Source organism: Qipengyuania sp. SM2512 (assembly GCF_054954005.1).
This window is the reverse complement of sequence record NZ_CM143134.1, coordinates 1,115,972-1,140,055: the sequence shown is the minus strand read 5'-3', so window position 1 is coordinate 1,140,055 and position 24,084 is coordinate 1,115,972. Positions and strand designations below refer to the sequence as shown.

The window sequence follows — 24,084 nt, the reverse complement described above, 5'->3', positions numbered from 1 at the left end:
GGCGCGCAGGTCATAGTGGGGTGAAATCCAGCCCGATATCCGCCGCCGGAGCGCTCTGGGTCAGCCGCCCGACCGAGACATAGTCCACCCCGGTCCCGGCCTTGGCATGGATGGTGGCGAGATCGATCCCGCCGCTGGCCTCGGTCGGCACCCGGCCCGCGACCAGCGCCACCGCTTCGCGCAGAGTCGCAGGGTCCATATTGTCGAGCAGCAGCCGCGTCGCGCCGGCCTGCAGTGCGGGTTCGATCTGGTCCAGCCGATCGACCTCGCAGATGATCTCGGCGATTCCGGCTGCGACCGCGCGGCGCACCGCCTCGCCCACCGAGCCCGCGACCGCGACGTGGTTGTCCTTGATCATCGCCGCATCCCACAGCCCCATGCGGTGGTTCGAAGCGCCGCCCATCCGGGTCGCGTATTTCTCGAGGTGGCGCAGGCCGGGCAGTGTCTTGCGGGTGTCGAGCAGCGTGCAGGCGGGATTGTCCATCGCGCGGACATAGTCGCGCACCATGGTGGCGATGCCCGAGAGGTGCTGGACCGTGTTCAGTGCGGCGCGCTCGGCGGTCAGCATGGCGCGCGCATTGCCCGAGAGCCTCATTAGTTCGGTCCCCGCGGGAACCTGCGCCCCCTCCTCAACCAGTGCTTCGATCTCCATCTCCGGATCGAGCCCGCGAAAGAACGCCGCGGCCACCGGCAGCCCCGCGACGACGATCGCATCGCGGCTGTCCATCACGCCGGAAAAACGCGCGTCGGCAGGAATCACGCTCTCGCTGGTCACGTCGCGCCCCCCGCCGGGCAGGCCTTCGCCCAGATCCTCGGCCAGCGTGGAGCGGACGAAAGCTGCGAGATCGAAACCGGGAAGGGTGAAGTTTGTCATGTGCGCGGAGTGGCGCAGAATGACCATAGGCTCAAGTGCGGCGAGCCGGGTCGGCACCCGAGCCCTTCGTTTCGATCCTTACCTACGTTTCCGACCGGATGTATTGAGATCGGGCTTTGGCGGTGGTTTCCAGCCTGGCGGAGGAACCGGCCGTTGCCGGCTCGTGCCAAGCCCCATGGCGCCCGGCTGCTGGCGAACCAAACCCGACGTGTCGGCCTGTGCAGCCTCGGCAGCATCTGCTCCGCCTCGCATCAGATTGATGCGGTCGCGAATTCGCCGTGCCTCCTCGAAATCGAGAGCGCGCGCCGCCGCTTCCATTTCGCTTTGAAGATCCTCGATAGTTTTGCTCATCACCCCTCAACGCACATATGTGCCCTCTGGCCCCAGTGGACCCTAGCGTCGGATGTTCGAAGCCGATCTCGATGCTCCCAAGATCCGAAGGCCCGCTTTCAGGAGGCTAAGCCGAGAAAGCCGTCGCCGGGCCGAACTGCTCGGTTGCACGTCCAGTCCCCTTCTTTGGAGGGATTCCTGGCCAATCCGCTTTCGGGCACTCAATCAGAGATCTCGATTCCGCTGGCGGCTCCCACCAATCGAAATCGTATTCCTTCGCTTTGGAAGTCGATCCGGCCCTTGCCATTAAAATAGGAAGGGACGACCTGCTCGATCAGCCTCGAGCCAAATCCACGGCGGGCAGGAGAAGTTACCGGGGGCGCACCAATTTCGAGCCAGTCGAAAACGAATGTGTCATCGACGAGGTCCCAAGATATGGAGACAGTGCCTGCATCATTCGACAAGGAACCGTATTTTGCCGCGTTGGTCGCCAATTCGTGGAGGGCGAGGGAAAGGCCAAGCGCCTGTTGCGCGGGCAGCTTGATCCGGCTCCCGTCCTTCGAGATGCGTTCCGCAGCATCCTGATAGGGTGCAAGCGCAGCATCAACCAGGGTGCGGACCTCAGTCTCGGCGTATCTGTCCTGTGTCACGATGTCCTGCGCTCGCGCCAGAGAATTTAGCCGGGCTTCGAGGACCTCCCGGGCTTCCTCGGTACTGGAAGCTGTGCGAAGTGTCTGAGTAGCTATGCTCTGAACAACAGAAAGGATGTTCTTGATCCGGTGAGAGAGCTCCTGGCTCAGGACCTGCTGGGTTTCCTCCGCAGTTTTGCGGGCCGTGATGTCGGATGCCGCTCCCATCCAACTCTTGATCCCGCCGTTCTCGTCGAAGAGGGGTACCGCGCGTGATAGCGCCCATCCGACCGAACCATCGACCCGGTTTACCTTGTGCTCAAGGTGATAGGTGTCCTTCGCTTCGATCGCGCGTTCAATTTCCGTCCGCACCAGGCCCCGGTGTTCCTCGGGGATATAATCGTCCAGCCAATCTACGTTGTCCTCGGATGTGTCAGGTATGAATCCACCGCCCGAGAGTTGAGCAAGCTCGCTCCAGTCCGCGTTGATCAGGTAGCGCACTTCGGAAGAGGAGCGAATAAGCGCATCGAGTCGAGCGGTCATTTCCGCGAGATCGCGTCCACCGCGTCTAGCCTCCTGTTCTACCGCTTCTCGAACGGCATCGTCGCGATCCGCATCCATGTCCCTGTTGCCGACAAGTCTGCGCAGCGAGGCGATTTCTTCCTTCAAAGCCGAATTTTCCGCCCGCAGACGCTCGCCTTCGTCGCTTTCCCGAAGATGGCCCTGAACGTCGCCGCTGCCTGCCCGATTGGAAGAATTCAGGTTGGAGCACTCCGATGGGTTCGCTTCAGGTTCTCTAGGAAACAATGGAACGATCTGCAAAGTCCGCAATGCAAGTCAGCCGCGCGGACTGCCGTGTACCCTCGTCGGACAAAGCTTCAACGCGTGCATTTCGGCCGCTGACCCCGACAACGGTTAGAAAATCCGCTAGGCAGCAATCGCCCTAGAAGGCCGCTGAAAGGTGTGGGCTCAGGTAGCGGCAGATTTCGGTGACCAGGAAGGTGCGACCGGTACCCGCCATTGGGTCGGCCAGGGAATTCCAGCTTTAGGCGGCTAATGCGCTAAAGCGGCCGGACGGGCCTTGCTGTCACGTCGGGGAGCCGGGAATGGCTTTAACCAGGTGGAAAAGGGACGCGTCCGAGGCGCTGGTTATTCAACCGGTTGCACAATGTCTGATTGGCAGGTGGTCTTGATACCCTCAACGATGACCGTGGCTCTCTCGTCGGAGAGGACAGGCGTAATCGTAGTGTTGCCTTTCCACACGAATTTGAAATTGATTGGCCCGACAAGGCGGCACACAGCACCCTTGCCCTCCGCAGCGCACATTCCATCCAGCCGCTTGTAGTCTTCGACGGTGGCCGGCTCGAGGGGTTCGACAGCAACCGAAGTCGCCGTTGTTCCGCCAAACAGGAAGCGTTGCCCGAAATTCAAGGCGTTTGCCGTCCAACCATTCTTGCCATCGGTCGCTTTCATTTTTTCGAGACCAATATTCTTGCCAAGACGCGTGCAAAAATCTGTTCCATCGCCGGCATCTGGCGGGGGTGCCTGGCCCGACAGCATGACAAAGGCTGCGAACAGAGCAGATACACGGACGAGACTATTCACGACTTTCTCCGATGGACAGACCGGTGCCATCACTGCCATTCCAGCAGAAGCGGCTCAACCAAAATAGATTTACTCGGCGGCAACGATCGCTCCTGGGGCGCTTGCGACAGGCAGCTTTGGGATTGAATATGCCCCATCGCCGACGCGGCAAATCGTCCATCCGGTCCGCGGCCAGCAGACCGCAAGGTCGACCGGCCGCCCGCAGATGCCCCGAAGCGTAGCGGAGGAATCAGCATCGAGAACGCAGGCCCGGATGGGCCTGAGCGCCGCAAATCAATGCACGAAGCGCGCCACCACATCGCGGTAGCTGCGGCTGACCTTCACCTCGGCACCGCTGTCGAGCACCAGGAAGCATTCGCCATTGGTGTGCGGCTTGACCTGGCGGACCTGGTCGAGGTTGACGATGGTCGAGCGGTGGACGCGCTGGAACTTGCGCGGGTCGAGCCGGCGTTCGAGATCCTTCATCGTCTCGCGCAGGATCAGCGAATTGTCGCCGGTGTAGATGCACATGTAATCGCCCGCGGCTTCGATATGCTCGATCGTGCCGACCTCGACGCGGAAGATCTGGCCGCGGTCCTTGATGTTGATGAGCTTCTCGTAGCGCGAGGCGGCATCGTCCTCCCCTTGCGAGAATTCCTCCGCCGCGCCCGGCGCGACTTCGGACAGCACGTTCATCAGCTTCTCGGCTTCCTCGGTCGATTTCTTCTCGGCGAGGCGGTTGCGCACCCGCTCGATCGTGTCGGCGAGCTTGTCCTCGTCGACCGGCTTCATCAGATAGTTGACCGCATTGGCCTCGAAGGCGCGGATCGCGTGTTCCTGATAGGCGGTGACGAAGACGAACAGCGGCGGGTCGATCTCCATCACCCCCTGGACCACCGAGAAGCCGTCGAAACCGGGCATCTGGATGTCGAGGAAGACCAGATCGGGGCGCAAGGTCTTGATCGCGCGGATCGCTTCGCGGCCGTTCTGGCAGGTGTCGATGATCTCGACGTCCTCGTGCTTTGCGAGCCGCAATTGCAGCCCCTGGATCGCGAGCTTCTCGTCGTCGACGAGGATGGTGCGGATAGTCATATTTTTCCTATGCCCTTTCCGGCAGTGGCAGTCCGACAACGGACGGACCCTCGCCCGGTTGCCGCGTCGGCGGTGGAAACGTGCCCGGCTCGTCCGCTGCGGACTCGGCCGGTTCGTGGGGAATCTCGATCAGCACGGCGAACCCGCCGCTGTCGGGAGACCGAATCTCGAAACGGTGATCATCGCCATAGGCCTGCGCCAGCCGGTTGCGGATATTGGCCAGACCGACGCCGGTGGAGGTGCTGCGCCGCAAGGACCCGATCAGCGTCGGCGGCAGGCCTTCCGATCCGCCCTGGTTGATCCCCTGATTGATCCCCGGTCCGGTGTCCGACACCGTCACCCGCAACCGCGGCCCGATGATCTGCGCGACCAGGCTGATGGTGGCGCCTTCTTCCTGCGGGCTGACTCCGTATTTGATCGCATTCTCGACCAGCGGCTGGAGCAGCATCGAGGGGATACAGGCCTGCGAGGCAACCGGATCGACCTGGAATTCGGTCTGCAGCCGCTCCTCGAACCGCATCCGTTCGATGTCGAGATAGAGCATCAGCGTCTCGACCTCCTGTGCCATCGTCACCTTGCTGCCCGGCTGGTTGACCAGCGTGTGACGCAGGAAGCTGGAAAGCCGGGTGAGCATCGCATTGGCGGGCTCGGTCTGCTTGAGCAGCACCAGCGTGGAGATCGAATTGAGCGTGTTGAACAGGAAATGCGGGTTGAGCTGATAGCGCAGCATCTCGAGCTGGGCGCTGGTGGCCTGCATCTCGAGGCGCTCGAGCCGGTCGGCCTGTTCCTCGACCTGGAGGAAGTAGTTGATCGCGTAATAGAGCGCGGACCACGCGCCCAGCACGGTGAGATCGTAGAAATAGATCCCCACGAACAGCCGCACGAAATCGGTCTCGCCGCTGGGGCGCGCGAGATCGAGCACCCAGCTGTCGATGAAGGCGTGGATCCCTACCGCCAGAACCAGCGCGAGCGCGGTCGAGCTCCAGGTCACCAGCGGGCGGCGGTTGATCAGCTGGCGGTAGATCACCGCAAGCACCAGACTGAGCGAGAAGCCGGTCACCGCCTGGATCAGGATGATGACGAGAAAGTCGAGCGGCTGTTCGTTGGCGAAGGCCGAAATCGCGCGCAGCAGGAACGCGCCGCCCCACCCGCAGATTTGCAGGTACCAGAAAGCCCGGTTCTTGTTGGCGAAGAAGGGCGTCGGTTGGATGGGCAGGACCGCCATTGTGCTCAGCCCTTAGCCCATTTGCGGCTGGCTAGGCCAGTCGCTAGGCTATAGGTTTGACGCGGGATATGGAGAGAGATGCGATGGATGTGAGCGAACAGACGGGACACGCCGTGGCCGAGCGCGCGAAATTCCGCGAGATGAAGCAGGGCACGAAGGAAGACTGGGCGATCATCGGCGGCGAATACCGCGCCTTCGCCAAGGGCGTCGCGGACCGGGTGCTCGAACACCTCAAGCTGCTCGACGGCGATTTCGGCGGCTTTCCAGTGTGCCGGCTCGAGCATTCGCTGCAGACCGCGACCCGAGCGCACCGCGACGGCCGCGACGAGCGCTATGTGGTAATGGCGCTGCTCCACGACATGGGCGACACGCTGGGGAGCTACAACCACCCCGAGGTCGCGGCCGCGATCATCAAGCCTTTCGTCAGCGAGGAACTGCACTGGATCTGTCAGAATCACGGCGCCTTCCAGGGCTATTACTATTTCCACCATCTGGGGATGGACCGCAACGCGCGCGACGCCTTCGAGGGGCACGAGCACTACGAAGCCTGCGGCGAATTCTGCGAGAAATACGATCAGGCCGCGTTCGATCCGGACTACGCCAGCGAACCGCTGGAATTCTTCGAACCGACGGTGCGCCGGGTGATGGCGAAGCCGCTGGCGAGCCAATACGCCAAGGCGCTCGACGAGGAAGCCGCCTAGTCCGGGGATTCCGCGCCGGCTTGAGGGGCGAAATGGCGCGACCAATCGGCGGTGCCTTCCGCCGCCATCAGCCGCTCGACGGTTACGATCTCGGCTGCGATGAACTCGGCCCGCTCGTCCCAGCCGTCATGCGTGCGCTTGCGAAACAGCCCGCCGCCGTGGCGCGGCCCCCAGCGCTTCATGAAGCGCGCGGCGGCGTGCGGATCGTAGCCGGCATTGGCGAGCAGCCACGGCATCAGCCGGTCGGCGTCTCGTTCGGTCAGACGGACGAGCTTGCGCGGGCGGCCCAGCGGCTCGAGCAGCGCGCGATGGCGCAGCAGATTGTGCGCCAGCTCATGCGCGACGCCGGCGGCGAATTCGTCCTCGGGATAGCCGAAACCGGGAAAGTCGCGCCCCAGCAGCACCCGCGCGCCATCGGCCACCGCGCCCGAGCCGCTGGCCAGCACCTCGAAGCGGCTGGCGCAGGCGGGGATTCCGGTGAGCGAGCCCTGCATCCTCGCGGTGCCCGGACGGCTCCATTCGAGCGCCACCGGTCCCTCGCTCAGACCTATATCGAGCGCATCCTTGATATCCACCAGCCGCTGCCAGGCGGGATCGGATGGCGCGAAGGCCTCCTCGAGCACCCGTCCGTTCAGCGTATGCAGCGTGTCGTTGGCGGCGAGACCGGCCAGCGCCGCGGGCGAACCCGGCGCCACCGCCAGCACCGCAATATCGCCGCTCAGCCCGAATTCGCTGCGGACCGCGCCGGGCCGGTCGTAGGCCGCGGCATCGTGGAGCAGCACGCCGCTCGCGGAGATCACGCGCTCGCAAAACGGTGCATTGGCGGTGACCAGCCGCCACCCGACCGCGAACAGCCGCGCGTCGCGGGACTGCAGGTCGGAGAGTTCGGTTGGCGCTTCGCCGGGAGCGGTGCCGGCGGGGAGCTGGATGGTCTGGGCAGCCAGCGGAGCCCCCAGCACCAGCACCAGCCCCAGCGCAGCCAGGCCTGAGCGCCGGATCACGCCGGTGCGTCGGCGGCGACCGCCTCGGCCAGCGCCTCGTAACCCACCGCGCCCTGGAAGATCTGCTCGCCGCTCACCCAGCTGGGCGTGCCGGTGAAGCCGAGCTGCTGCGCCAGCCCCATGTTCTGCGCCAGTTCGCGCGTGACCGCCTCGCTTTCGGCATAGGACCGCGCCGCCGCAAGATCGAGGCCAGCCCGCTGCGCTGCGGCCTCGACCGTCTGGGGCGAGGGCGGGCCCAGCTCGAACATCGCCGAGTAGAATTGCGGATATTTGCCCTGCCTGGCCGCGGCCAGCGCCATGCGCGCTGCTTGTTCGCTGCCGTCGAAGATCGGCCATTCGCGCACCACCACGCGCAGCTCGGGATTCTCGGCGATCAGCTTCTGGACGTCGGCCTCGGCGGCGCGGCAATAGGTGCAGCCGTAATCGGTGAACTTGACCAGCGTGCGGCTGCCTTCGGGATTGCCCAGCACCGCGCCGGGGAAGGGGGTTTCGACCTCGCCCGCGACCTCGGCCAAGCGGCCCTCGCTCTCGCGCTGCTGCAGCGCTCCGGCCATTTCGGGCAGGACTTCGGGATTGGCGACCAGATAGTCGCGGATCTGCGGATTGCCCAAGCCGCTGAGCGACCATGCCGCCGCGCCGGCAAAGCCGAAGACCAGCGCCAGCAGCGCAGTGATAAGATGGGTTTTCATGTGTTCCTGCCCCCGCTGCGTCAGCGTCGTCCGCCGCCGCGATCGGTCTGTTGTTCGATCAGCGCGCGCGCCTGCATGCCGATATCCTGCGCCCGCAGCCAATCTGGCGTCCCCTCGGGCAGCCCCGCCTCGGCGGCCTGCGCGCTGCGCAGCGCCATCGCATATTCGCGGTTCATCACCTGCTGTTCGGCGCTGGCGAGCCGGGCGCGGGGCATGTCGCCGCGCGCGGCATAGACCACGCCGAGCTGGTACCAGGCGAAGGGATTGTACCGGTCCTTGGCCACCGCGGCGCGAAGCACTTCCTCGGCCTCGGCGTAATTGTCGCGGTCCTCGGTGGCGATCAGCGCATGGCCGAACAGGGTGGCGATCAGCGGTTCCGCCCGGGTCAGTTCGGTGGCGCGGCGCAGCGAGACGAGCGCTTCCTCGGCGCGGCCCGATTCGAGCAGCACCTGGCCGCGCAATTCGAGAAAATAGGGGTCGTCGGGATCCTGCGCGATCAGCGCGTCGGTCTCGGCCAATGCCTGATCGACCCGGGCGGCCTTGTGATAGGCATAGGCGCGGGCATAGCGCGCGGGCACGTCGGTGTCGCTGACGGGGAAACTGTTGAGCGTGCGCCGCGGTTCTTCCAGATAGCCCGAAAGCTTGGCCTTGATCCGCCGAAAGCGGCGCTCCAGCCGCGCGTCCTCGGGCTCCTCCCAGGCGGGATCGCGCTGATAGCTGTCGCGCAGCCGGGCGATGCGGTCGCCCGAAAGCGGGTGGGTGCGGGTGAAGGCGGCCTCGTCGCTCTGGCTGTAGCCATAGCGGAACTCCTGGTTCTGCAGCTTCTTGAAGAAGGCGATCGAACCGCGCCCCGAGATCCCGGCATCGGAAAGATATTGCGCGCCGGCCGCATCGGCGGAGGATTCCTCGCCGCGGTTGTAGGCGAGGAACTTGCCCATCGCCGCTTGCTGGCCGGCCATCATCACTCCCATCGCGGCATCGCCCGCGCCGGCGAGCGCGGCGCCCAGCCCGGCGATCAGCGAGAGGATCGAGATCCGGTTCGCCGCCGCCATCCCGTCGCCCTGGCGGATGATGTGGCCCCCGGTGATATGGCCCAGCTCGTGCGCGACCACCCCTTGGACCTCGTTGGCGGTGTCGGCGGCGTCGATCAGTCCGCTGTGCAGATAGACGGCCTGCCCGCCGGCCACGAAGGCGTTGATCGAAGGGTCGTTGATCAGAACGATATCGACATTGCCGGGTTCGAGCCCCGCGGCCTCGATCAGCGGCGCCGCGAGCTCGTCGAGGAAATCCTCGGTTTCGGCGTCGCGCAGGATGGATTGCGCGGCGACCGGCTGAACTCCGAGGGCCAGCAGCGCGCAAAAGGCGAAGACATGAGCGAGGATGCGCATCGCGGTCTTGCTAGCGGGTTTCGCCCTGAACCGGAACTGAAGCCTGCCCGGTGCGGTCGAGGAACCGCAGGATGTCGCCGCGCAGGCCCGGCTGACGCCGCCAGGGGCTCGCGAGCCTGACCAGCACATCGCTGTGGTCGAACCCGTCGTAATAGCGCGCCTCGACCGGCGCTCCGAGGTCCTCCAGCGCCTCTGCGAGCGCGCGCGTGTTGCGCGGCTTGACCGTGGTGTCGTCGGTCCCGGTCAGCAGCAGCATCGGCGGCGCGTCGCCGCGCGCATGGTTGATCGGCTGCGTGGCTTGCGGGTCGGGCGCATCGCCAAAGGCGGCGCGGGTCGAATCCTTGTCGAAGGGGAAGAAGTCGTAGGGACCCGCCATGCCGACCACGCCGCGAATCGCCGACGCCGGCACCCCCTCGGAGGCAAGCCAGCGCGGTTCGAGCGCGACCTGAACGACGTTGTAGGCGCCCGCCGAGTGGCCGGCGAGATAGATCCGCCCGGGGTCGCCGCCATAGCGCGCCGCATTGGCGTGCAGCCAGCCGACCGCCTGCGCGGTATCCTGGAGCATGGCCGGGTAGCGCCCCTCTTCGCCCAGCCGGTAGCCTGCCAGCGCGACCACATAGCCCGCGGGCGCGAGCGAGCGGGCGACGAAGCCGTAATCCTTGGGGTCGCCCCATTCCCAGCTGCCGCCATGGACGAACAGCAGCACCGGTGCGGGCTCTTCGGTCCCGCGCGCGCGGTAAAGCGACAACGTCTGCGTCGCAGCTTCGCCCAGTCGGACCTGCGCAACGCGCGTCACATCGCGGGTCCCGCCGGTCAGTCGGTCGATCGTATCGAGCACGGCGACGCTGTTGACCTGCAGCACGATCCAGAAGCCGAGCCCGGCCAGCGCCAGCAGCGCCGCTATCCCGCCCAGCGTCCACGCCGCCATTGGCTTCATGCTTCCGGCTGCGGCGCGCTTGCGGTGCCCATGTCCGTGCCAATGCCGGTGTTGGCGGGCTTTTCGACCGCCTCGACGATCCGTTCGGCCTCGCCGTCATGGGACAGACCGATCGCGCGCAGGAATTGCTGGCCGCTGGTGTAGCTGTCGCCCAGCCACAGCGGCACGTTCGCCGCCTCGATCATCGATTGCGCGGCGATCTCCTCGGGGCTGAGCGGATCGCCCGCGCGGCGGATGAAGACCGCGCGCACCCGCCCCGGATGGGTCGCGACCACTTCGGAGAAGGCCAGCAGATCGCCTTGCGAATCATCGCCGATCAGCGCGAATTGCAGCGAATCATAGGTCTCGACGATTCGGGCGATCGCCGCGATCTTGTGCGCGCCGTGGCTGCCCTTGCCGAAGGTGCTGCGGTCGGGTCCCCAGTCGCGCAGCATCAGCGGGCCGAGCGGCAGGCCGCGGCTCTTCTGGAACGCGACCAGATAGGAAAACAGGTTCCACGGGCTCGAGGAGACGTAGAAGAAGGGATGATGCGTCGCCGCCAGCCGGTCGCCGGTATGCGCTTTGCCCGTGCGCAGCACCGCGCCGCCGCCGAGTGCGTTGTAGAAGACGTCGGCATCGGGAACCAGCAGCCGCTCGTCGGGCAGTTGCATCACCACGCGGCGCCAGTTGCGCGCGATTTTGCGGAAACTGCCGGTGATCCCGGTCTCGATGATGGTGTCGTCGATATCCGAGATCACGCCCAGCATCGCCTCGCTCCCCGGCGCCAGGACATGCCCCTCGACGCATTGCTCGCCATCGCGATTGTCCCAGCGAAAGGCGACCACCTCCCACTGGCTGTGCGCGTCGAGCTCCCATTCGGGTTCGAGCTCCACGTCGAAATGGACGAAGCCCTCGTCGTCGGTCACGCCCTGGTGCTGCAATCGGCGCCCGTCGGGATGCTGGATTTCCAGATCGACCGGCAGATCGGCCACCTCGTGCGAGGCGAATTGCGACAGCATGGTGCGGATCGCGCGCAGCCGGCCGCTGCCGTCGAAGCCGGGCCGCGGCGCACGCAGAGCGCGAGCCGAGATCGTCAGCCGTTCGCGGTTGCGGTAGCCGAAATAGGGCTGGATGCGCACGGGCTGGGTAGGAAACAGAGCCATCGCCCTGCGCTAGCTTGGCGATTCGCGACTGGATAGCCCCTGGTTCCGGTATCTGCGGCGAAGCGTCATCCCAGCGAAAGCTGGGATCTTTGTCGGCCTGGTCCCAGGTGCAGCGCGTCTCCGAGACCGATCCCAGCTTTCGCTGGGATGACGAAGTGGTTGTTGCCCTCGATCGCTTTGGCTCGCGCGTCAGCCGAGCAGCTTGCGCGCGGCACGTTCGATCAGCGGGACGTCTTCGGGCACCTCGCCCAACACCAGCAATTCGCCGTCCTCGGTGCGGCGGACCATCACCAGCGCGAACTCGCAGCCCTCGGGGTCGAGATCGTCGAGCGCGAGCGGTTCGATCGCGCGCAGCTTCTTTGCCAGCGAATCGCGCACCGAAGCGCCGTCGTCGAGTTTTTCGCCAGCTTCCTCGCGGCGCGCGCGGCGCTCGGCCTGGACCACGCCCTTGAGCCCGCCCTCGGCCTCGCCGAGATAGCGCGCCAGCGAGCCGCGGGTCACCTGCAGCCGGTGGGCATGGCTGAGCACTGCGGCGTATTCGGTCAGCCGCGTCTTGTCGTAATCGGCGCCGAACACGAGCTTGACCACCGGGGTCATCGGCGCGCGTTCCTGGACCTTGAGCCCGCTGTCGGCGATCAGTTCCTGAAAGCCCTCGGGATCGGCGACCGCCTCGAGGCTGAAATCGTAGGCGCGCCCGACCGCGCGGTAGAGAGCGTCGCGGCTGCGGTCCTCGCTCGAACTGGCGACCAGCGCCAGCTCGCGCGCCGCGGCGAGACAGCCGTAGAGACCCTCGGCTTCACCCGGACTGGGCGCCTCATCCCGGTTTTCTCCCGTGGGGAAAGTGTCGATGTCGAATTCATCGTCTTGCGGGGCGTCGCTGTCGGTCGAAAGCGGCGCGGCGACAAAGCCGACTTGCGGACCGTGCTCGGAGGGCTCGTAGGCCTGCGGCACCGGCGCAGCGTCTTCGTCATCATAGGCCGAGGGCAGATCGAGCGTCGGGCGCGGCCTGGTCCCGCGTCCGATCAGCGCCGACAGCCCGGTGCCGACGCTGTCGTCGGCCAGCGGATCGACCACCTCATCAACGTCTTCCGGCTCGGGTTCGTCATATTCCTCGTCCAGCCCGTAATCGCGCGCGGTTTCGCCGATGGCGGTGCGGTTCCAATCGCCCTGCGGCGCTTCGTCCTCGTCTTCGTCTTCGTCTTCGTCCTCTTCATCGTCCCACTGCTGCGCCGGCCAGCCTGGCCCATCCCCGGAGACAGCGCCACCGAAGGCCGGTGCGGGCAGTTCGCCCGCTTCGCGGTGCATCAGGACCGGTTGCTTCAAGACGAGCACGTCATGCGCGATCGATTCGCGCTCGTCCCCCGCCCTGTCCTCGTCCCCATAGGCATCCGCCGCAGCATCCGCCTCGAGCGCCTGACCGATCTCGAGCAGCAGTTCGTCGGCGGTCTGCTGGTCGGCGACTTCCTTCCAGTTGATCACCCCGAAGATGAAGTCGATCGTCTCGTCGTCGCTCGAATAGGGCAGCAGAATGCCGCGATAGAGCGCGGTCGCGCCGCGCTGGTTGACGAATTCGGCCTCGAACCCGATCGGCGCCTGGTTGGCGAGGATCTGCATGTAATGGTCGGTGATGCGGCTGAGCAGCGAGCGCGCGGGTATCTCGGAGACCGCGTCGATCGCGTGAATGGCGTGGGTAGCGTCCTGGGCGCTGCATTCCTCGGCGAGCCGCTCGCCCAGATACTCGATTCCGGGGTTCTCCACCCCTTGCGTGAAATCGAGCAGCACCGAATAGGGCCCGAAATCCTTCAGCGAGGCCGGATCGAGATCCTCGATCGATGGAAAACTGCGGTCGGCCAGCAGGCTCGCCCAGTGATTGTAGGCGCGCACCTGCATCCGGCGCTCGTCCTGCCCGACGGGCGAGGGCGGCTCCTCGACGATCGGGTCGTCGTCTTCGCCGTGGAAGTCGGGGCCGGAGAAGTCGGGGCCGGAAAAGTCGGGCTCGTCGTCATACGCTCCGCGCGAGCCGAAACTGCCGCCTAGCCTGTCCATCGTCGATGCTACCCCTGAAAGCGCGCCCTGTGGGCGTGGTGGTCTGCATCCTGCTTGTGACGGGCCGTGGTAAACATATCCCTAACCATCGGGCACGATTGTCCCGCGGCATGGTTTCGGGCAGCCGGTCAGAACATGTAGCGCATCTTGATGGCCATCGCCTTGGGGCTCTCGGCGACCTCGAACACCGCTTCCTCGAAGCGCGGCGGGCCCATCCGGACCTTGGCATCGCGCGAGAAGCCGAAGCCCTCCTTGGGCATCATGCCGAGCGCCCGGTCGGCCTTGCCGTTGGAGTTCTCGTCATGGAGCAGCGCGATGGCATAGCGGCCCGGGGCGACATCGGGGAAGGTGACGGTGACCTCGCCCTTGTGCGCCGCCACCACCGCGCGGTGCGAGACCGTCCCGCTGCGGCATTGCGGAAAGCGGTCCGGGTCGCCGGTCATGCAGGCGCGCACCTGCCCGTCGGCGCTGCGCAATTGCGTTACCGTGACGGTGACATCGGTCCCCCTATGCGGGTGCCCGGCGGCGCCCGACAGCGCGGCGATCGGCAGCACGAGCAGGGAAAAGGCAAGTTTCATATGGCGCTGCTCAGACCTTTATCGGTGCCGCAGACCCTGTCCCAGAAGCGGAAATAGAGCCCGTAATTGCAGCGGTATTCCTCGTGGTGCCGCTGATGGTGGCTGGCGGTTATCAGCCAACCTCCTAACCGCGAGTGAACCAGCCGGCGCGGAAACATCTCCCAGCCCATGTGATTGGTCACCCCCATCACCGTCATGATTGCCAGCACCAGCCCCAGCATCGCGGCATGGATCGGGATCACGAACACCAGCAGCGGGATCACAAAGGCCCCGGTGAGCGCCTCGTAGGGGTGGAAGCTCATCGCCGCCCAGGCGGTCGGGGGGCGGCTGGCGTGGTGAACCGCGTGCATCGAGCGGAACAGCCGGGGGCGGTGCATCCAGCGGTGCGACCAGTAGAACCAGGTGTCGTGCGCGAACAGATAGAGCAGCACCGAAAGCGGCAGATACCACAGCGGGAAGTCCTGCCAGCCGGTATAGATCTGCGTCCAGCCGCGCTCCTGCCAGCCCCAGCCCACGATTCCCGCGGGAATGCCGTAGATCGCCGCCGAGGCCAGCGACCAGAGGATCTCGCGGCGCATCTGCGGACCGAGCCTGGCGTGGTAGCCGGGTCTGCGCCGCGCGGTCAGCCAGGCGAAGAACCCGCTGGTGGCGAGATAGCGCAGCGCCACGATCAGCGTCATCGCGAGAGTGGAGAGAAGGATGGCGGCGAGCATGGCGGCCCCGCCTATGCCGCAATCCGCGCGGGCAGGACAGAAGTTAGTGCGCTCTCGCCGGGTGCTGGTCGCCCGCCTAGTCGCCCCCTATTCGCTTTGGCCCCAGGGCGCGCAATCGGGATCGCCCGCCACGGTCAGCCGCCGCAGCGCGGCGCGCGCCAGCCGCTCGACCTCGACCTTGCGCCGCGCGGCGGCAAGCGGGTGGAGCGGGGCGGGGCGCAGGATTTCCGCATCATAGCCATCGGCGACGATCACCCCGCAGCAATCGGGGCGGTAGGCCTCGCCGTCGAGCGGGCTGCGATCGAGCCCGGGCGGCACCCCCCAGAAGAAGCGGTCGCAATGATCGAGATAATCGGGCCATTTGCTATCGCCGAGCAGATCGCCGCGCTGGACCTTGATCTCGACGATGATGACGCGGCCCTTGGGGTCGACCCCCATCAGATCGGCGCGGCGGCCGCCACGCAGCGGCATCTCGGGCAGGCACCAGATATCGTTGCGCGCGAACAGCCGCGCAATCCCGCGGCACACGGCGCGGGCACTCGCGGCCTCGGAATCGAGCGCGGGATCGGAGGAGCGGGAGAGGGCGGGGGCAAGCGAGTCGGCCATGCCGCTGCGCTGGAACAAAAAGGCAACCTCGTCAAGCTCGCGGGGGCGCGCCGCTGGGCGAGGCGACCGCTCAGCCGCCCGCTCAGGCGCCCATTCAGGCGGCGGCCAGCTCGGGCTCGACGAAAGCGCAGATCGCCTGGCGGGCGGCGTGGAACTCGCGCCACAGCGTCAGCGCGGCGGCGGTGGTGTCGCGGCCGTTGTCGGCGGCACCGATCAGCGCGCGCAGCCCGGTCTGCATGACCAGCGCGAGATCGTCGATTCCGTTGGCGACCGCCTGACAGCGCCAGCCCCCGGCGCGCGCCGCGCGTGCTGGCAGCGACGCGATCGCGCCGACCGGTCGCTCATGCGCCAATTGCGCGAGCTGCGCCACCGCATCGGCGGCATCGTGGAGCGCCTCCCAGCGCGCCTCCAGCTCGATGGCGAGCGCAAAGGGCACGGAGTCGGCATCGCCGACCGGCGGCAGCATGGCGGTATGGGCGAGGTCGAATTCATGACGGAGCGCGTTCATGCCCTTGAGGCTAGCCCGGCGAGCTTGCCAAATCGCTAACGCTGGCCGGCGCACACACCCCGCGATAAGCGCTGGCGCGAGCCAACACGCTTTGCTAGAGCGCCGCTCCACCGTCTGGCCAGCATGCACCCGTAGCTCAGCTGGATAGAGCGCTGCCCTCCCAAGGCAGAGGTCAAGGCGGTTTTGGTGGTTGGATTTGAAGGAATTGATCGGAATTTTAGACGCTTGGATGAATACACGGGATTGGGTTCACATCGCAAATCTTTCCGCGTAAGCATGCGTAAGCACAGGGCACCCGTAGCTCAGCTGGATAGAGTGTCGCCCTCCGAAGGCGAAGGTCACAGGTTCGAATCCTGTCGGGTGCACCATCCTCGTTCGATGCTGCGAACTTTGGATACGGGGGCGCCATTATTCGCGACGGCGTTCTCTAGAGTGCGAACATTACCGGAGATGCGAATCTCCTGACTTCCGACTTCCACCCGTCCCACCAGCGCTTTGATGTAGAAGCGCCGCATCGCCGGGTCTGCATCACTCAGGCGCTCCTTCATAAGGAGGGTGAAACGCTCGATGACTTTTGGCGTGATTTTGCGAATGCTACCGGCGAGCTGACGCTCGGTCACGGCGATGTCGGCCTTCACCTGAGCCAGCCGCTGCTTTTCTTGATGAAGCTTTCTCGAAAAACGTTCGTCGCTCGGGGACATCTGACCTTGAATGACGAGATCGAGAAGCCGGTCGATTCCCGCTTCCAGGCTCGTCTTGCGTGTGCGTAGCTGGCGCAGCTCTTCGCGCCGGTTCGTCACTGCCTTTTCCGACATGTCGAGCCAACCGGCCAGCAAGTCCTCCAACCGGCTTGACGTAAGCAGACGCTTTTTGAGTGCTTTCATAACGACATCGTCTAATTGGTCGCGCGGAATACGGCGCCCGGCGCAGGCGGTCCGCCCCGAGCGCATCCGGTTGGAGCATGCGTAATACCGATACGCTCCCGACTTGCCGGTAGCGGCAACCATGCCGCCACCGCAGCCGTCGCCACCGCACCCACATACTGCGACGCCGATGAGTAGGTTGTTGGTAGTCGTGACCCGTGCGGGTGTATTAACGACGCGACTCGCGCTCAGCTTAATCTGCGCCGCGGCGAAATCATCCTCGCTCACGATTGCTGGCACGGGGATCGGCACCCACTCGCACTCGGGACGCAGTTCGCGGCTCTTCGAGTCCCGCTTATTATACATCGCCACTCCGACATAAGCGGTGTTCCGCAGCACCGCTTGGACGTTGGAGACGTGAAACTTACGACCGCGATACTTGAAACCGTTTTCATTCAGCCAAGCAGCGACGCGGGTGATCCCGAGCGGCGTTCCTCCTGTCGGACCGACGAGGTAGAGATCGAAGATCTTGCGCACGACCGGCGCTTCCTCATCCTTGATCTCTAGCTTCTTCTTGCTCTTGCCTCCAATTCGATCTGCTTCGTAGGTATTGTAACCGAGAGGCGGAGTCTGTCCGTTCCAGAATCCGAGGGCCGCGTTCTTGAGCATCGTGCGACGCACGTGCTTGGCGGTCTCTTTAGATTGATATTCGTCGAACAGAGCTAGGATGCCGACAGCGAGTTCGGATGCAGGATCGTCCCCAAACGGCTGCGTGATGCTGACGATAGTAACTTTCGCGAGCTTCAGGCGGGCCCGGTAGACCATGAAATGTTCTGCGTTCCGGAAAAGCCGCGAGAGCGAATGCACTACAATAACGTCGTAAGGCCGCTCGTCGCTCGTCGCGCGTTGCATCATCTGCTGGAACTGCGGACGGTCGTCGTCCATCGCGCTCGCACCCGGTTCTACGAATTGGTCCACTGCGACAGCGCCGTTCTGGTCACACCACTGCTGTGCGCGTTCGATCTGATCGGTGAGCGACAGTTCGTTGTCCGCCTGGCGCGAGGTCGACACGCGCGTATAGATGCAAACGCGTATGGGGGAGTGATGAGCCATGGTCAGAATTCCTCGCCGAACAAAGCCGCTAATTCCGATCCTATCAGATTATCGAGAAAGCGGACTTCGTTCTCGATTACCGGAATATGCGGCAACCAACGAACGACGACGCGCTGGGACGTATCCGGTCCCGGCGTATGGTGTTCGTTTTTCTCTGGTCGTGCCGCCATACACCTGAGGTAGGCTGGCGACGAAGGACGAAGTGCATTCTACCCCTAAGACCGTTCTAAAGCCCGCCGCCTTCGGTCGAACTGGAAGTGCTAAGGATCCTGCGTGCAGGAAGAATATGAGATTACCTAGAAGCCAACGTTCGCGGTGGCTTTTCGGCATCCTAGCACTGGTCTTTCATTCAGGTTCTCAGGGTGTGGCGGGAATTGGGCCGGTTGTCGACAGTCCGCTTTTGGTCATGTATGACAGGGGTGCGGACGTCCGTTCAGCAAGCCCTTCGGGCCGTTAAGACCCATGGCTGGTCATTTCAGCTAGCTTCAAAGCATCCAGACTCGGGCACCGGTTGAACGTGATCCGCACCTCCGTTCTTCCGATCCGTCAACGTCGCAGAATGCGGGTTTCGAAGGTTCGCCCAGAATGAAGATCGCGGTTCTTGTTAGCCTGCCAGAATTCAAAGAGATCTTGGCCAGAATTTAACGCCTCAATGTGGGCGACGCCGAATGCACTTGCCTCGCGCATCGGCTCGACCAGTCCGTCCAGCCCGGAGGCATCTCCCTCGACAACATAGCTGAACGATTTAAGCGCTGAGTTCGCAACCTCGATCTGCTCGCCGTTGATCGCGCCCGCTACGCCCGGCTTCATGGCTACGCGGACGATCTCCGGTCCTACCACCTCATAATAGGCCGGTTCTGCCCGCGTCAGCGGATGATACAGAAGATGCGCCGGGGCGATGATGCCAAGCGGCACTAAGAAGCGGATAGCAGAAACACGCGCGTCGATTCTTCCCTTTAAGACCTGCAAGTCAACTACCGCTTCGCGATAACGGTCGGAAGTCGTCTGAAATCCGATCGTTGCAGTAGAGCTCATCGCCACGCGCCGTAGGTCCGCTTCGTCCTCGATTGTCGACAGCGTCGTGAAGTAGAGGTGCGACGCGTTTACGAGCTCCGAAGTGCCGGCCAAGTTCCTAGGGCTCGACCAGAGCTCACCACTGGAATGGATCAGGGCGGCGTTCTCCGTGGTGGTGTGATGATAGACGATCAAGCCGAAATCGCCGTTGGCAAGCTCGATGCAATTGCCCGCAACTTGGTTAGAAAGCTTGAAGGCCAGTGGAGCGCGGTAGGTGCAACGATAAAGCTGGGCGCCGTCTTCGTAGACGCGCACCAGATCATCGGAGCGGAAGCTGACCGCCACACGCGTAGCCACTGCGGCGCGCGGCTCGGCAACATCCAAACACAGCGTTGCTTGATGGTGCCTGGTTCCGAACGACGAACCGCTTGGCAACAATTTGAAAAAGAGCTCAGGCGGGCCGAAGAAACTCGGAAGGAAAAAGCGGGTGCCTCCGAAACCAACTAGAGCGTCTGGTAGCAGGTAGGACCGGCCCCGGGCATGGCAGAGCCGCAATTTGATCAGCCCCTTGTGCAAACCGCCCCAGGATGCGCTCGACACCGGGGCTGGCGACGCCCGGATAGGCGCGCCCGCCAAGGTGGCGCCAGCCATGGTGCTCAAGGTTGCGGCTCTTGGCTGGCAGCCCGAGAAGCCGGATCGGACCGACTCCTAATCACTTGGATTAGGATAAATGCACGGACTCTTCCGCGAGCTGTCAAGCTTATGTAATTCAACGTCATCACTGCGGATCTTCCCCTCGCTCCCGGCTTATTCTCGCATGTGATGGCGAGTGAATGTCAACGGACACGGGTATTGGCTAGCTTTCGTAAGAAGTCAGAGTAGGACCCCGCGGCCGAGGCGCTCTATACGGACTCCACTGACCCCTTCCACGATTTGCGCAGCAATTATACAAGGTCGCGTCATGCGCACACTACCACTTATCTGTGCGACGCGACGATAGTCGGGCGTAACTAGCCAGTTTTGACCCGCGCCTTCATCTCGCTCGACCCGATAGAGTCCCGGCGGGGGCGATACCTGACCGACGAGCGCGCGGTCCGCCGCAACACGGTGCCAGCGCTGGATAGCAGCGCTGAGCGCCTCATCCCTGAATCGCTGCCACAGCGCTGCCGTCTCGGGCGTTGGCCAGTTACCGGCATCGGTAAGGGCGACAATGGCATCACTTACCAGCCACTCTCGCATGCCCGCGCCATCGAGAAATTCCGCTCCGCCGGTTTGAACCGCGGCCATTGCGGCGCGACGCGACGGCAAGCCCGCCCGCACCAGCATCGACATCATGAAATTCGGAACGCCAGCTTCCAGCGCCGCGGCGGCCCCACCGACGATTATGTCTGGCTCCCAACCCATCGTCAGTCGCCGGGTCTTGATCGCCTCGAGCGCCCAGACCAGACGGTAGGTGAAGACGTCCTCGACGAGCTTCATATTGTCCGCGCCGATTGCACCGACATTCGCCCCCGCGACCCAGGCACGCAGCACATCGCGCCAGTTGCCGACAATCTCCGCGTCCGGCGCAAACGGGCGTATCACGAGCAGGTGTTCAGCAAGCCCGACCAGCGCGTCGCCCAATGCTTCGGCATCGCCGCGCAGCGCGGCGAGATCGCCGTCATCGATGAGCGCAGCCAGCTTCTCGGCGATCGCATCGAGCGCGAGGCCCGCTTCGAGGCCGACCCCCATCGAGAAATGGCCCCGCCGCTGCTGTGGCGTTGTCGAATTCCAGATCAGTCTGGCGCGCGCCTGAAGGATAAAACGATGTTGGTCCCGCGCGCGCGGGCCTTCCCGGTCGACTTGCCGGGCCCAAAGCGATCCCTGTAGGGCCTCGTCCAGCAGGCGGGGTAAGTCTTCGCTCTCTGAATCCAGCGCTTCGATCAAACCGAACACGGTCGCGTCAAGTTTCTCGACGAGTTGGGCGAGGGGTTCCTGTTCGACCGCCTCACTGGCTTCCTCATTGAGGTCAGCGCCATCGGCCGCGTCCTCGGGCTCAAGCCAGCCTTCGCGTGAATTTGCGAGATATTCCGCGGCGTCTGCGCGATCGAACGCGCCCTGTCTCGCCATACGCTCCACGATCAGATTGATGACTTGAATAAGGCCGCTGCGCAGTGCGCGGTGCCGCGCAGAGTTGACGAGTCCGCGCCAGACTCCCAGCCGCCAGTCATCCGGTTCGAACATGACGTGGAGGATAAGGCCCTCAACGTCGATGAACGCGCGGCCGGCCCGGCCGGCGACGTTCGCAAATTCCTCGCCCTTGATCAGTTGGCCGGCGCGATACAGCGAGGGCGCGAGCAGCACGGCGGCGTTAAGGTTAAGTCCCTGCGACAACGTCGGTGAGGCCACCGTCACCTTGAGCACGCCGTCGGCCAGCAGCCGCTCGATCTCGCGCAGAAACGGATTGGGCAGCTTGCCATGATGGATCGCGACGCCGAGCCTGAGACAACCGACGGCAGGGTGATCTTCGCCGAGCCACTCTCGCCCGATCTCCAGTGCTCGGGCGATGGCTGCCTCGTCGTCGAGCAGTGGCGAGAGATAGCCGCGCGCGCACAGATCGACGATGGTCGCGCCGTAGCCGATGACCGAATTGGCTTGGGGTTGGAAGATCAGCGTGCGCTTATCCTGATCGGCAAATTCCCAAGCCGCGAACAATGCCAGCTCCTTAGTGCTGGTCGGCCGCGCCTTTTTGTGTGGCTTGATCGCGTCGGCCATCTCGACGAACCGCGCGACCCACGGGCCATCAGCCTCAAGGTCAAAGCAGAGTTTGGCAGACTGGCCCTGCCAAGCGATCGTCCCGAACCGCTGTCTGGTCGGACGCCAGTCAGACTCGACCGCATCGCCAGGCGCATCGGAGCGAATCCAGGCCGTCAGGTCGGTCAAAGGATCGCCGCCGGGCAGGATCGCAGAGAGGCAGACAAGGCGGCGATCGGCATTGTCCGGCCGGCGCAGCAGCCGTTGGACGAGGATCTCGTAGCGGATCTCGCGCTCGGTCGGGCCGATCAGATGCCCCTCGTCGAACACGATCAGGCCGACATCGTCGATGATTGACGGGTCGGACCGTAGCGCGAAGTCGAGCTTCTCCGGAGTAGCGATGATGACCTTGTGGGTCCGCAGCGCATCTTCATCGCCGGGCGACATGCCCGATGCGCCATACAGCGACGACACAGAGAAACCGAGCGGCGCAAAGGTGTTGCGAAACGAGCGCTCAGTCTGCGCCGACAAGGCACGCAGCGGCGTGACGATAAGCACGCGGCGGCCCGTCGCCAGCGTCATCAAGGTGGTGAGTTCCGCCACCCTGGTCTTGCCCGCGCTGGTTGGCAGCGCGACGACGAGATCGTCGGCTAAGTCGCTCGCTCGCCGTGCAGCCTCGCGCTGCGAAGGCCATAGCTCGACCTCAGCGTTCTTCCGCGCATAGAGAGATCCCAGGAATAGCCGCCGAAGGTCTCGATAGGTTTTGTCGCCGCCCGGCGGGGCATCGTGTGGCAGATTGACGTGAAGCGAGTGCGTCCAAAGATCGTCGATCAGGTTCCGGCAGAGCCGCAGCAGCCACCAGGCTGGGACGACACCGGCTTCGGAGGCGAGGTTGAGACCCGTGTCGAGCAGCGCAATCGCCTCTGCGACCAGCGTCGCTTCACCTGTTTGTAGAGCGAAATCATAATAGGCAAGCGCGCGGCAGACCGTCGAGTTGAGGATTTCAGCAATCGCCTGGTCGGTGTCGATATGATGCTGTTCGAGCGCGAACCACAGGCCGTCGTCGCTCAAACTGTCATCGGTCAACCGCCCACGAACATGACGGCGCAAGCCGTCGAGATCGCGCAGCATCAGCAGAATCAGGGCGGCTTCGGCGGGACTTTCATTGAAGCCGCTGCCGCGATCGCCGAACAGCGAGAAGGCGATCGCCGAAAAACCGGCAAGATGATAGGCGGCCGCGGCAACCGTGCGATGGAAGCTGCGCTTTGCTGAATCCGGCGCCCCGTTGCGCACCAGCGCCTCGAAGGCATTGGCCGCAAATTCGAACCCCTTGCGTCCGATCTCGCTCTCGCCAACGCGTTCCTTTAGCGCCAATGCGGCCCGCAACAGCGCGAAGCCATATTCAGCGAGATCGGTCTCGATCGTGCGACCAAGCGCTGGCGCGTCCGCGGGAAGAACACCTTCGCGGCGAATGATCGACCAGGCCGCCCCGCGCTTGAGAAGCCCGCCCCATACGCCATCCTGGGTCACGTCGACGATGAAGGCGATCAGTTCGTCAGAGGTTTCCAAGTTTGGCCGCCTCGAGGAAAACGCTCCCGATGAAATCGCCATGATCCGGGACACGAACGTTGACGCTATACTGGTTTCGGTCGTCGCCGACGCCGTCCAGGTCCGCCTTCAGCGACGGCGGCGGTGCGTTGCCTGAGAGCGTGAACAGCATGTGATCGATGCGGCCCGTCGGCAACGATTTCAGGCCAATCTCGTCGCGCAGGGCCTGGCCGAGCGCCTGATCGGCGGCGTCGTTGCTGTCGAGCAGCCGATCGGCGACGAACAACAAGGATTCAGGCGTGCATCGTCCATCGTCGCGGTCCAGAGCTTCGCGCGCTTCGGTGATCGTCGTTTTAGCCAGCTCTTGGCGGCTCTTAGATTCGCCTTTGAGCAGGCGGAGCTGGCCGTGCTGCGAGATGACCACGCCGATGAAGTCGTCGCCGCGCAGCGCCATGTTACGACCGTCCTTGAACCGCAGACGTTTGACCGGGATTCGGTAGCCCAGTGTATCTCCGGCTAGTTCGGAAGCGAGAATTTCCCCCAGGTCGCCTGACCGCGCCCGTCCATCGGTGGGCATTCGCGTCTGCAGAATCTCCGCCGCCTTCTCATAGCCAAGACGTGCCACATCGCTGGCGAGGCGGTCGAGATGATCGTAGTGGCTTCTGACGGTCTCGAGCAACAGCGCCCAGACCTGCTCGCGTCCGCCGGCCTTTTCAGTCAGCAGCCACAGACGCTTCCGGCCTGTCACCTCTTCGGCGCACATGCACCAA

The 24,084-nt window shown here is 64.5% G+C and carries 20 protein-coding genes, 1 tRNA gene and 1 pseudogene; 2 read left to right on the top strand and 20 right to left on the bottom strand.

Annotated elements, in window-relative coordinates:
* Positions 1-10: 10 nt before the first annotated feature.
* From nadC to ACQ5J0_RS05750, 6 genes are all read right to left on the bottom strand, one after another.
* The gene (gene nadC, locus ACQ5J0_RS05775) at positions 11-874 is read right to left on the bottom strand and encodes a carboxylating nicotinate-nucleotide diphosphorylase (RefSeq protein ID WP_462569581.1); all 864 of its coding nucleotides are present in this window, start codon (positions 872-874) and stop codon (positions 11-13) included.
* Between the two features lie 78 nt (positions 875-952).
* Positions 953-1,225: a UvrB/UvrC motif-containing protein gene (locus ACQ5J0_RS05770; RefSeq protein ID WP_462569580.1), complete on the bottom strand. Its 273-nt coding sequence runs from the start codon at positions 1,223-1,225 to the stop codon at positions 953-955.
* 200 nt (positions 1,226-1,425) lie between these two features.
* Complete coding sequence (locus ACQ5J0_RS05765) at positions 1,426-2,655, bottom strand: HWE histidine kinase domain-containing protein (protein ID WP_462569579.1); 1,230 nt, start codon at positions 2,653-2,655, stop codon at positions 1,426-1,428.
* 327 nt (positions 2,656-2,982) lie between these two features.
* A complete protein-coding gene (locus tag ACQ5J0_RS05760) occupies positions 2,983-3,438 on the bottom strand; it encodes a hypothetical protein (RefSeq protein ID WP_462569578.1) in 456 nt (151 codons plus the stop codon).
* Positions 3,439-3,711: 273 nt separating this feature from the next.
* On the bottom strand, positions 3,712-4,509 hold the full coding sequence (locus tag ACQ5J0_RS05755) for a LytR/AlgR family response regulator transcription factor (protein ID WP_462569577.1): 798 nt from the start codon (positions 4,507-4,509) through the stop codon (positions 3,712-3,714).
* Positions 4,510-4,516: 7 nt separating this feature from the next.
* Positions 4,517-5,734 (bottom strand): sensor histidine kinase, encoded by a 1,218-nt coding sequence (locus ACQ5J0_RS05750; RefSeq protein WP_462569576.1) that lies wholly within the window; start codon positions 5,732-5,734, stop codon positions 4,517-4,519.
* A gap of 140 nt (positions 5,735-5,874) precedes the next feature.
* Between ACQ5J0_RS05750 and ACQ5J0_RS05745 the strand changes: the two genes are divergently transcribed.
* Positions 5,875-6,435: an HD domain-containing protein gene (locus ACQ5J0_RS05745; protein ID WP_462570062.1), complete on the top strand. Its 561-nt coding sequence runs from the start codon at positions 5,875-5,877 to the stop codon at positions 6,433-6,435.
* Here the strand turns inward: ACQ5J0_RS05745 and ACQ5J0_RS05740 are convergent.
* From ACQ5J0_RS05740 to ACQ5J0_RS05695, 10 genes and pseudogenes are all read right to left on the bottom strand, one after another.
* On the bottom strand, positions 6,432-7,436 hold the full coding sequence (locus ACQ5J0_RS05740; protein ID WP_462569575.1) for a M48 family metalloprotease: 1,005 nt from the start codon (positions 7,434-7,436) through the stop codon (positions 6,432-6,434). The two genes, ACQ5J0_RS05745 and ACQ5J0_RS05740, sit on opposite strands and share 4 nt — an antisense overlap.
* Entirely contained in the window at positions 7,433-8,125 is a 693-nt protein-coding gene (locus ACQ5J0_RS05735) for a DsbA family protein (protein WP_462569574.1), read from the bottom strand. Before ACQ5J0_RS05735 ends, ACQ5J0_RS05740 begins: the two co-directional genes overlap by 4 nt.
* A 20-nt stretch (positions 8,126-8,145) precedes the next feature.
* On the bottom strand, positions 8,146-9,513 hold the full coding sequence (locus ACQ5J0_RS05730) for a M48 family metalloprotease (protein WP_462569573.1): 1,368 nt from the start codon (positions 9,511-9,513) through the stop codon (positions 8,146-8,148).
* A 10-nt stretch (positions 9,514-9,523) separates the two neighbouring features.
* On the bottom strand, positions 9,524-10,441 hold the full coding sequence (locus ACQ5J0_RS05725) for an alpha/beta hydrolase (RefSeq protein WP_462569572.1): 918 nt from the start codon (positions 10,439-10,441) through the stop codon (positions 9,524-9,526).
* Positions 10,442-10,446: 5 nt separating this feature from the next.
* A complete protein-coding gene (locus ACQ5J0_RS05720; protein WP_462569571.1) occupies positions 10,447-11,592 on the bottom strand; it encodes a phosphatase domain-containing protein in 1,146 nt (381 codons plus the stop codon).
* Between the two features lie 1,392 nt (positions 11,593-12,984).
* A pseudogene (locus ACQ5J0_RS05715) lies at positions 12,985-13,638 on the bottom strand (PAS domain-containing protein); the annotation flags it as partial.
* 128 nt (positions 13,639-13,766) lie between these two features.
* A complete protein-coding gene (locus ACQ5J0_RS05710; protein ID WP_462569570.1) occupies positions 13,767-14,216 on the bottom strand; it encodes a DUF2141 domain-containing protein in 450 nt (149 codons plus the stop codon).
* On the bottom strand, positions 14,213-14,929 hold the full coding sequence (locus ACQ5J0_RS05705; RefSeq protein WP_462569569.1) for a sterol desaturase family protein: 717 nt from the start codon (positions 14,927-14,929) through the stop codon (positions 14,213-14,215). Before ACQ5J0_RS05705 ends, ACQ5J0_RS05710 begins: the two co-directional genes overlap by 4 nt.
* Before the next feature lie 87 nt (positions 14,930-15,016).
* Positions 15,017-15,535, bottom strand: coding sequence for an MmcB family DNA repair protein (locus ACQ5J0_RS05700; protein ID WP_462569568.1), 519 nt, complete (start codon positions 15,533-15,535; stop codon positions 15,017-15,019).
* A 94-nt stretch (positions 15,536-15,629) separates the two neighbouring features.
* The gene (locus ACQ5J0_RS05695) at positions 15,630-16,043 is read right to left on the bottom strand and encodes a hypothetical protein (RefSeq protein ID WP_462569567.1); all 414 of its coding nucleotides are present in this window, start codon (positions 16,041-16,043) and stop codon (positions 15,630-15,632) included.
* Between the two features lie 291 nt (positions 16,044-16,334).
* On the opposite strand from ACQ5J0_RS05695, the gene ACQ5J0_RS05690 reads away from it, so the two are divergent.
* Positions 16,335-16,411 (top strand) — tRNA-Arg (locus tag ACQ5J0_RS05690).
* On the opposite strand, the gene ACQ5J0_RS05685 is transcribed toward ACQ5J0_RS05690, so the two are convergent.
* From ACQ5J0_RS05685 to ACQ5J0_RS05670, 4 genes are all read right to left on the bottom strand, one after another.
* Positions 16,382-18,019 carry a recombinase family protein gene (locus ACQ5J0_RS05685; RefSeq protein WP_462569566.1) on the bottom strand — a complete coding sequence of 546 codons (1,638 nt, stop codon included), beginning with the start codon at positions 18,017-18,019 and terminating at the stop codon, positions 16,382-16,384. The genes ACQ5J0_RS05690 and ACQ5J0_RS05685 overlap by 30 nt on opposite strands.
* Before the next feature lie 546 nt (positions 18,020-18,565).
* Positions 18,566-19,693, bottom strand: a complete 1,128-nt coding sequence (locus ACQ5J0_RS05680) for a hypothetical protein (RefSeq protein ID WP_462569565.1) — start codon at positions 19,691-19,693, stop codon at positions 18,566-18,568.
* A gap of 213 nt (positions 19,694-19,906) precedes the next feature.
* Positions 19,907-23,335, bottom strand: coding sequence for a DEAD/DEAH box helicase (locus tag ACQ5J0_RS05675; protein ID WP_462569564.1), 3,429 nt, complete (start codon positions 23,333-23,335; stop codon positions 19,907-19,909).
* Positions 23,322-24,077 carry a Hachiman antiphage defense system protein HamA gene (locus ACQ5J0_RS05670; protein WP_462569563.1) on the bottom strand — a complete coding sequence of 252 codons (756 nt, stop codon included), beginning with the start codon at positions 24,075-24,077 and terminating at the stop codon, positions 23,322-23,324. The genes ACQ5J0_RS05675 and ACQ5J0_RS05670 overlap by 14 nt, the downstream gene beginning before the upstream one ends.
* Between the last annotated feature and the right edge of the window lie 7 nt (positions 24,078-24,084).

Excerpts from the sequence above, each read along its gene's own strand:
- ACQ5J0_RS05670 (WP_462569563.1), bottom strand. The coding sequence starts at position 24,077 with ATGTGCGCCGAAGAGGTGACAGGCCGGAAGCGTCTGTGGCTGCTGACT.
- ACQ5J0_RS05725 (WP_462569572.1), bottom strand. The coding sequence starts at position 10,441 with ATGGCGGCGTGGACGCTGGGCGGGATAGCGGCGCTGCTGGCGCTGGCC.
- ACQ5J0_RS05695 (WP_462569567.1), bottom strand. The coding sequence starts at position 16,043 with ATGAACGCGCTCCGTCATGAATTCGACCTCGCCCATACCGCCATGCTG.
- ACQ5J0_RS05730 (WP_462569573.1), bottom strand. The coding sequence starts at position 9,513 with ATGCGCATCCTCGCTCATGTCTTCGCCTTTTGCGCGCTGCTGGCCCTC.
- ACQ5J0_RS05750 (WP_462569576.1), bottom strand. The coding sequence starts at position 5,734 with ATGGCGGTCCTGCCCATCCAACCGACGCCCTTCTTCGCCAACAAGAAC.
- ACQ5J0_RS05685 (WP_462569566.1), bottom strand. The coding sequence starts at position 18,019 with ATGGCTCATCACTCCCCCATACGCGTTTGCATCTATACGCGCGTGTCG.
- ACQ5J0_RS05755 (WP_462569577.1), bottom strand. The coding sequence starts at position 4,509 with ATGACTATCCGCACCATCCTCGTCGACGACGAGAAGCTCGCGATCCAG.
- ACQ5J0_RS05720 (WP_462569571.1), bottom strand. The coding sequence starts at position 11,592 with ATGGCTCTGTTTCCTACCCAGCCCGTGCGCATCCAGCCCTATTTCGGC.
- ACQ5J0_RS05770 (WP_462569580.1), bottom strand. The coding sequence starts at position 1,225 with ATGAGCAAAACTATCGAGGATCTTCAAAGCGAAATGGAAGCGGCGGCG.
- nadC (WP_462569581.1), bottom strand. The coding sequence starts at position 874 with ATGACAAACTTCACCCTTCCCGGTTTCGATCTCGCAGCTTTCGTCCGC.
- ACQ5J0_RS05710 (WP_462569570.1), bottom strand. The coding sequence starts at position 14,216 with ATGAAACTTGCCTTTTCCCTGCTCGTGCTGCCGATCGCCGCGCTGTCG.
- ACQ5J0_RS05745 (WP_462570062.1), top strand. The coding sequence starts at position 5,875 with ATGAAGCAGGGCACGAAGGAAGACTGGGCGATCATCGGCGGCGAATAC.
- ACQ5J0_RS05700 (WP_462569568.1), bottom strand. The coding sequence starts at position 15,535 with ATGGCCGACTCGCTTGCCCCCGCCCTCTCCCGCTCCTCCGATCCCGCG.
- ACQ5J0_RS05735 (WP_462569574.1), bottom strand. The coding sequence starts at position 8,125 with ATGAAAACCCATCTTATCACTGCGCTGCTGGCGCTGGTCTTCGGCTTT.
- ACQ5J0_RS05705 (WP_462569569.1), bottom strand. The coding sequence starts at position 14,929 with ATGCTCGCCGCCATCCTTCTCTCCACTCTCGCGATGACGCTGATCGTG.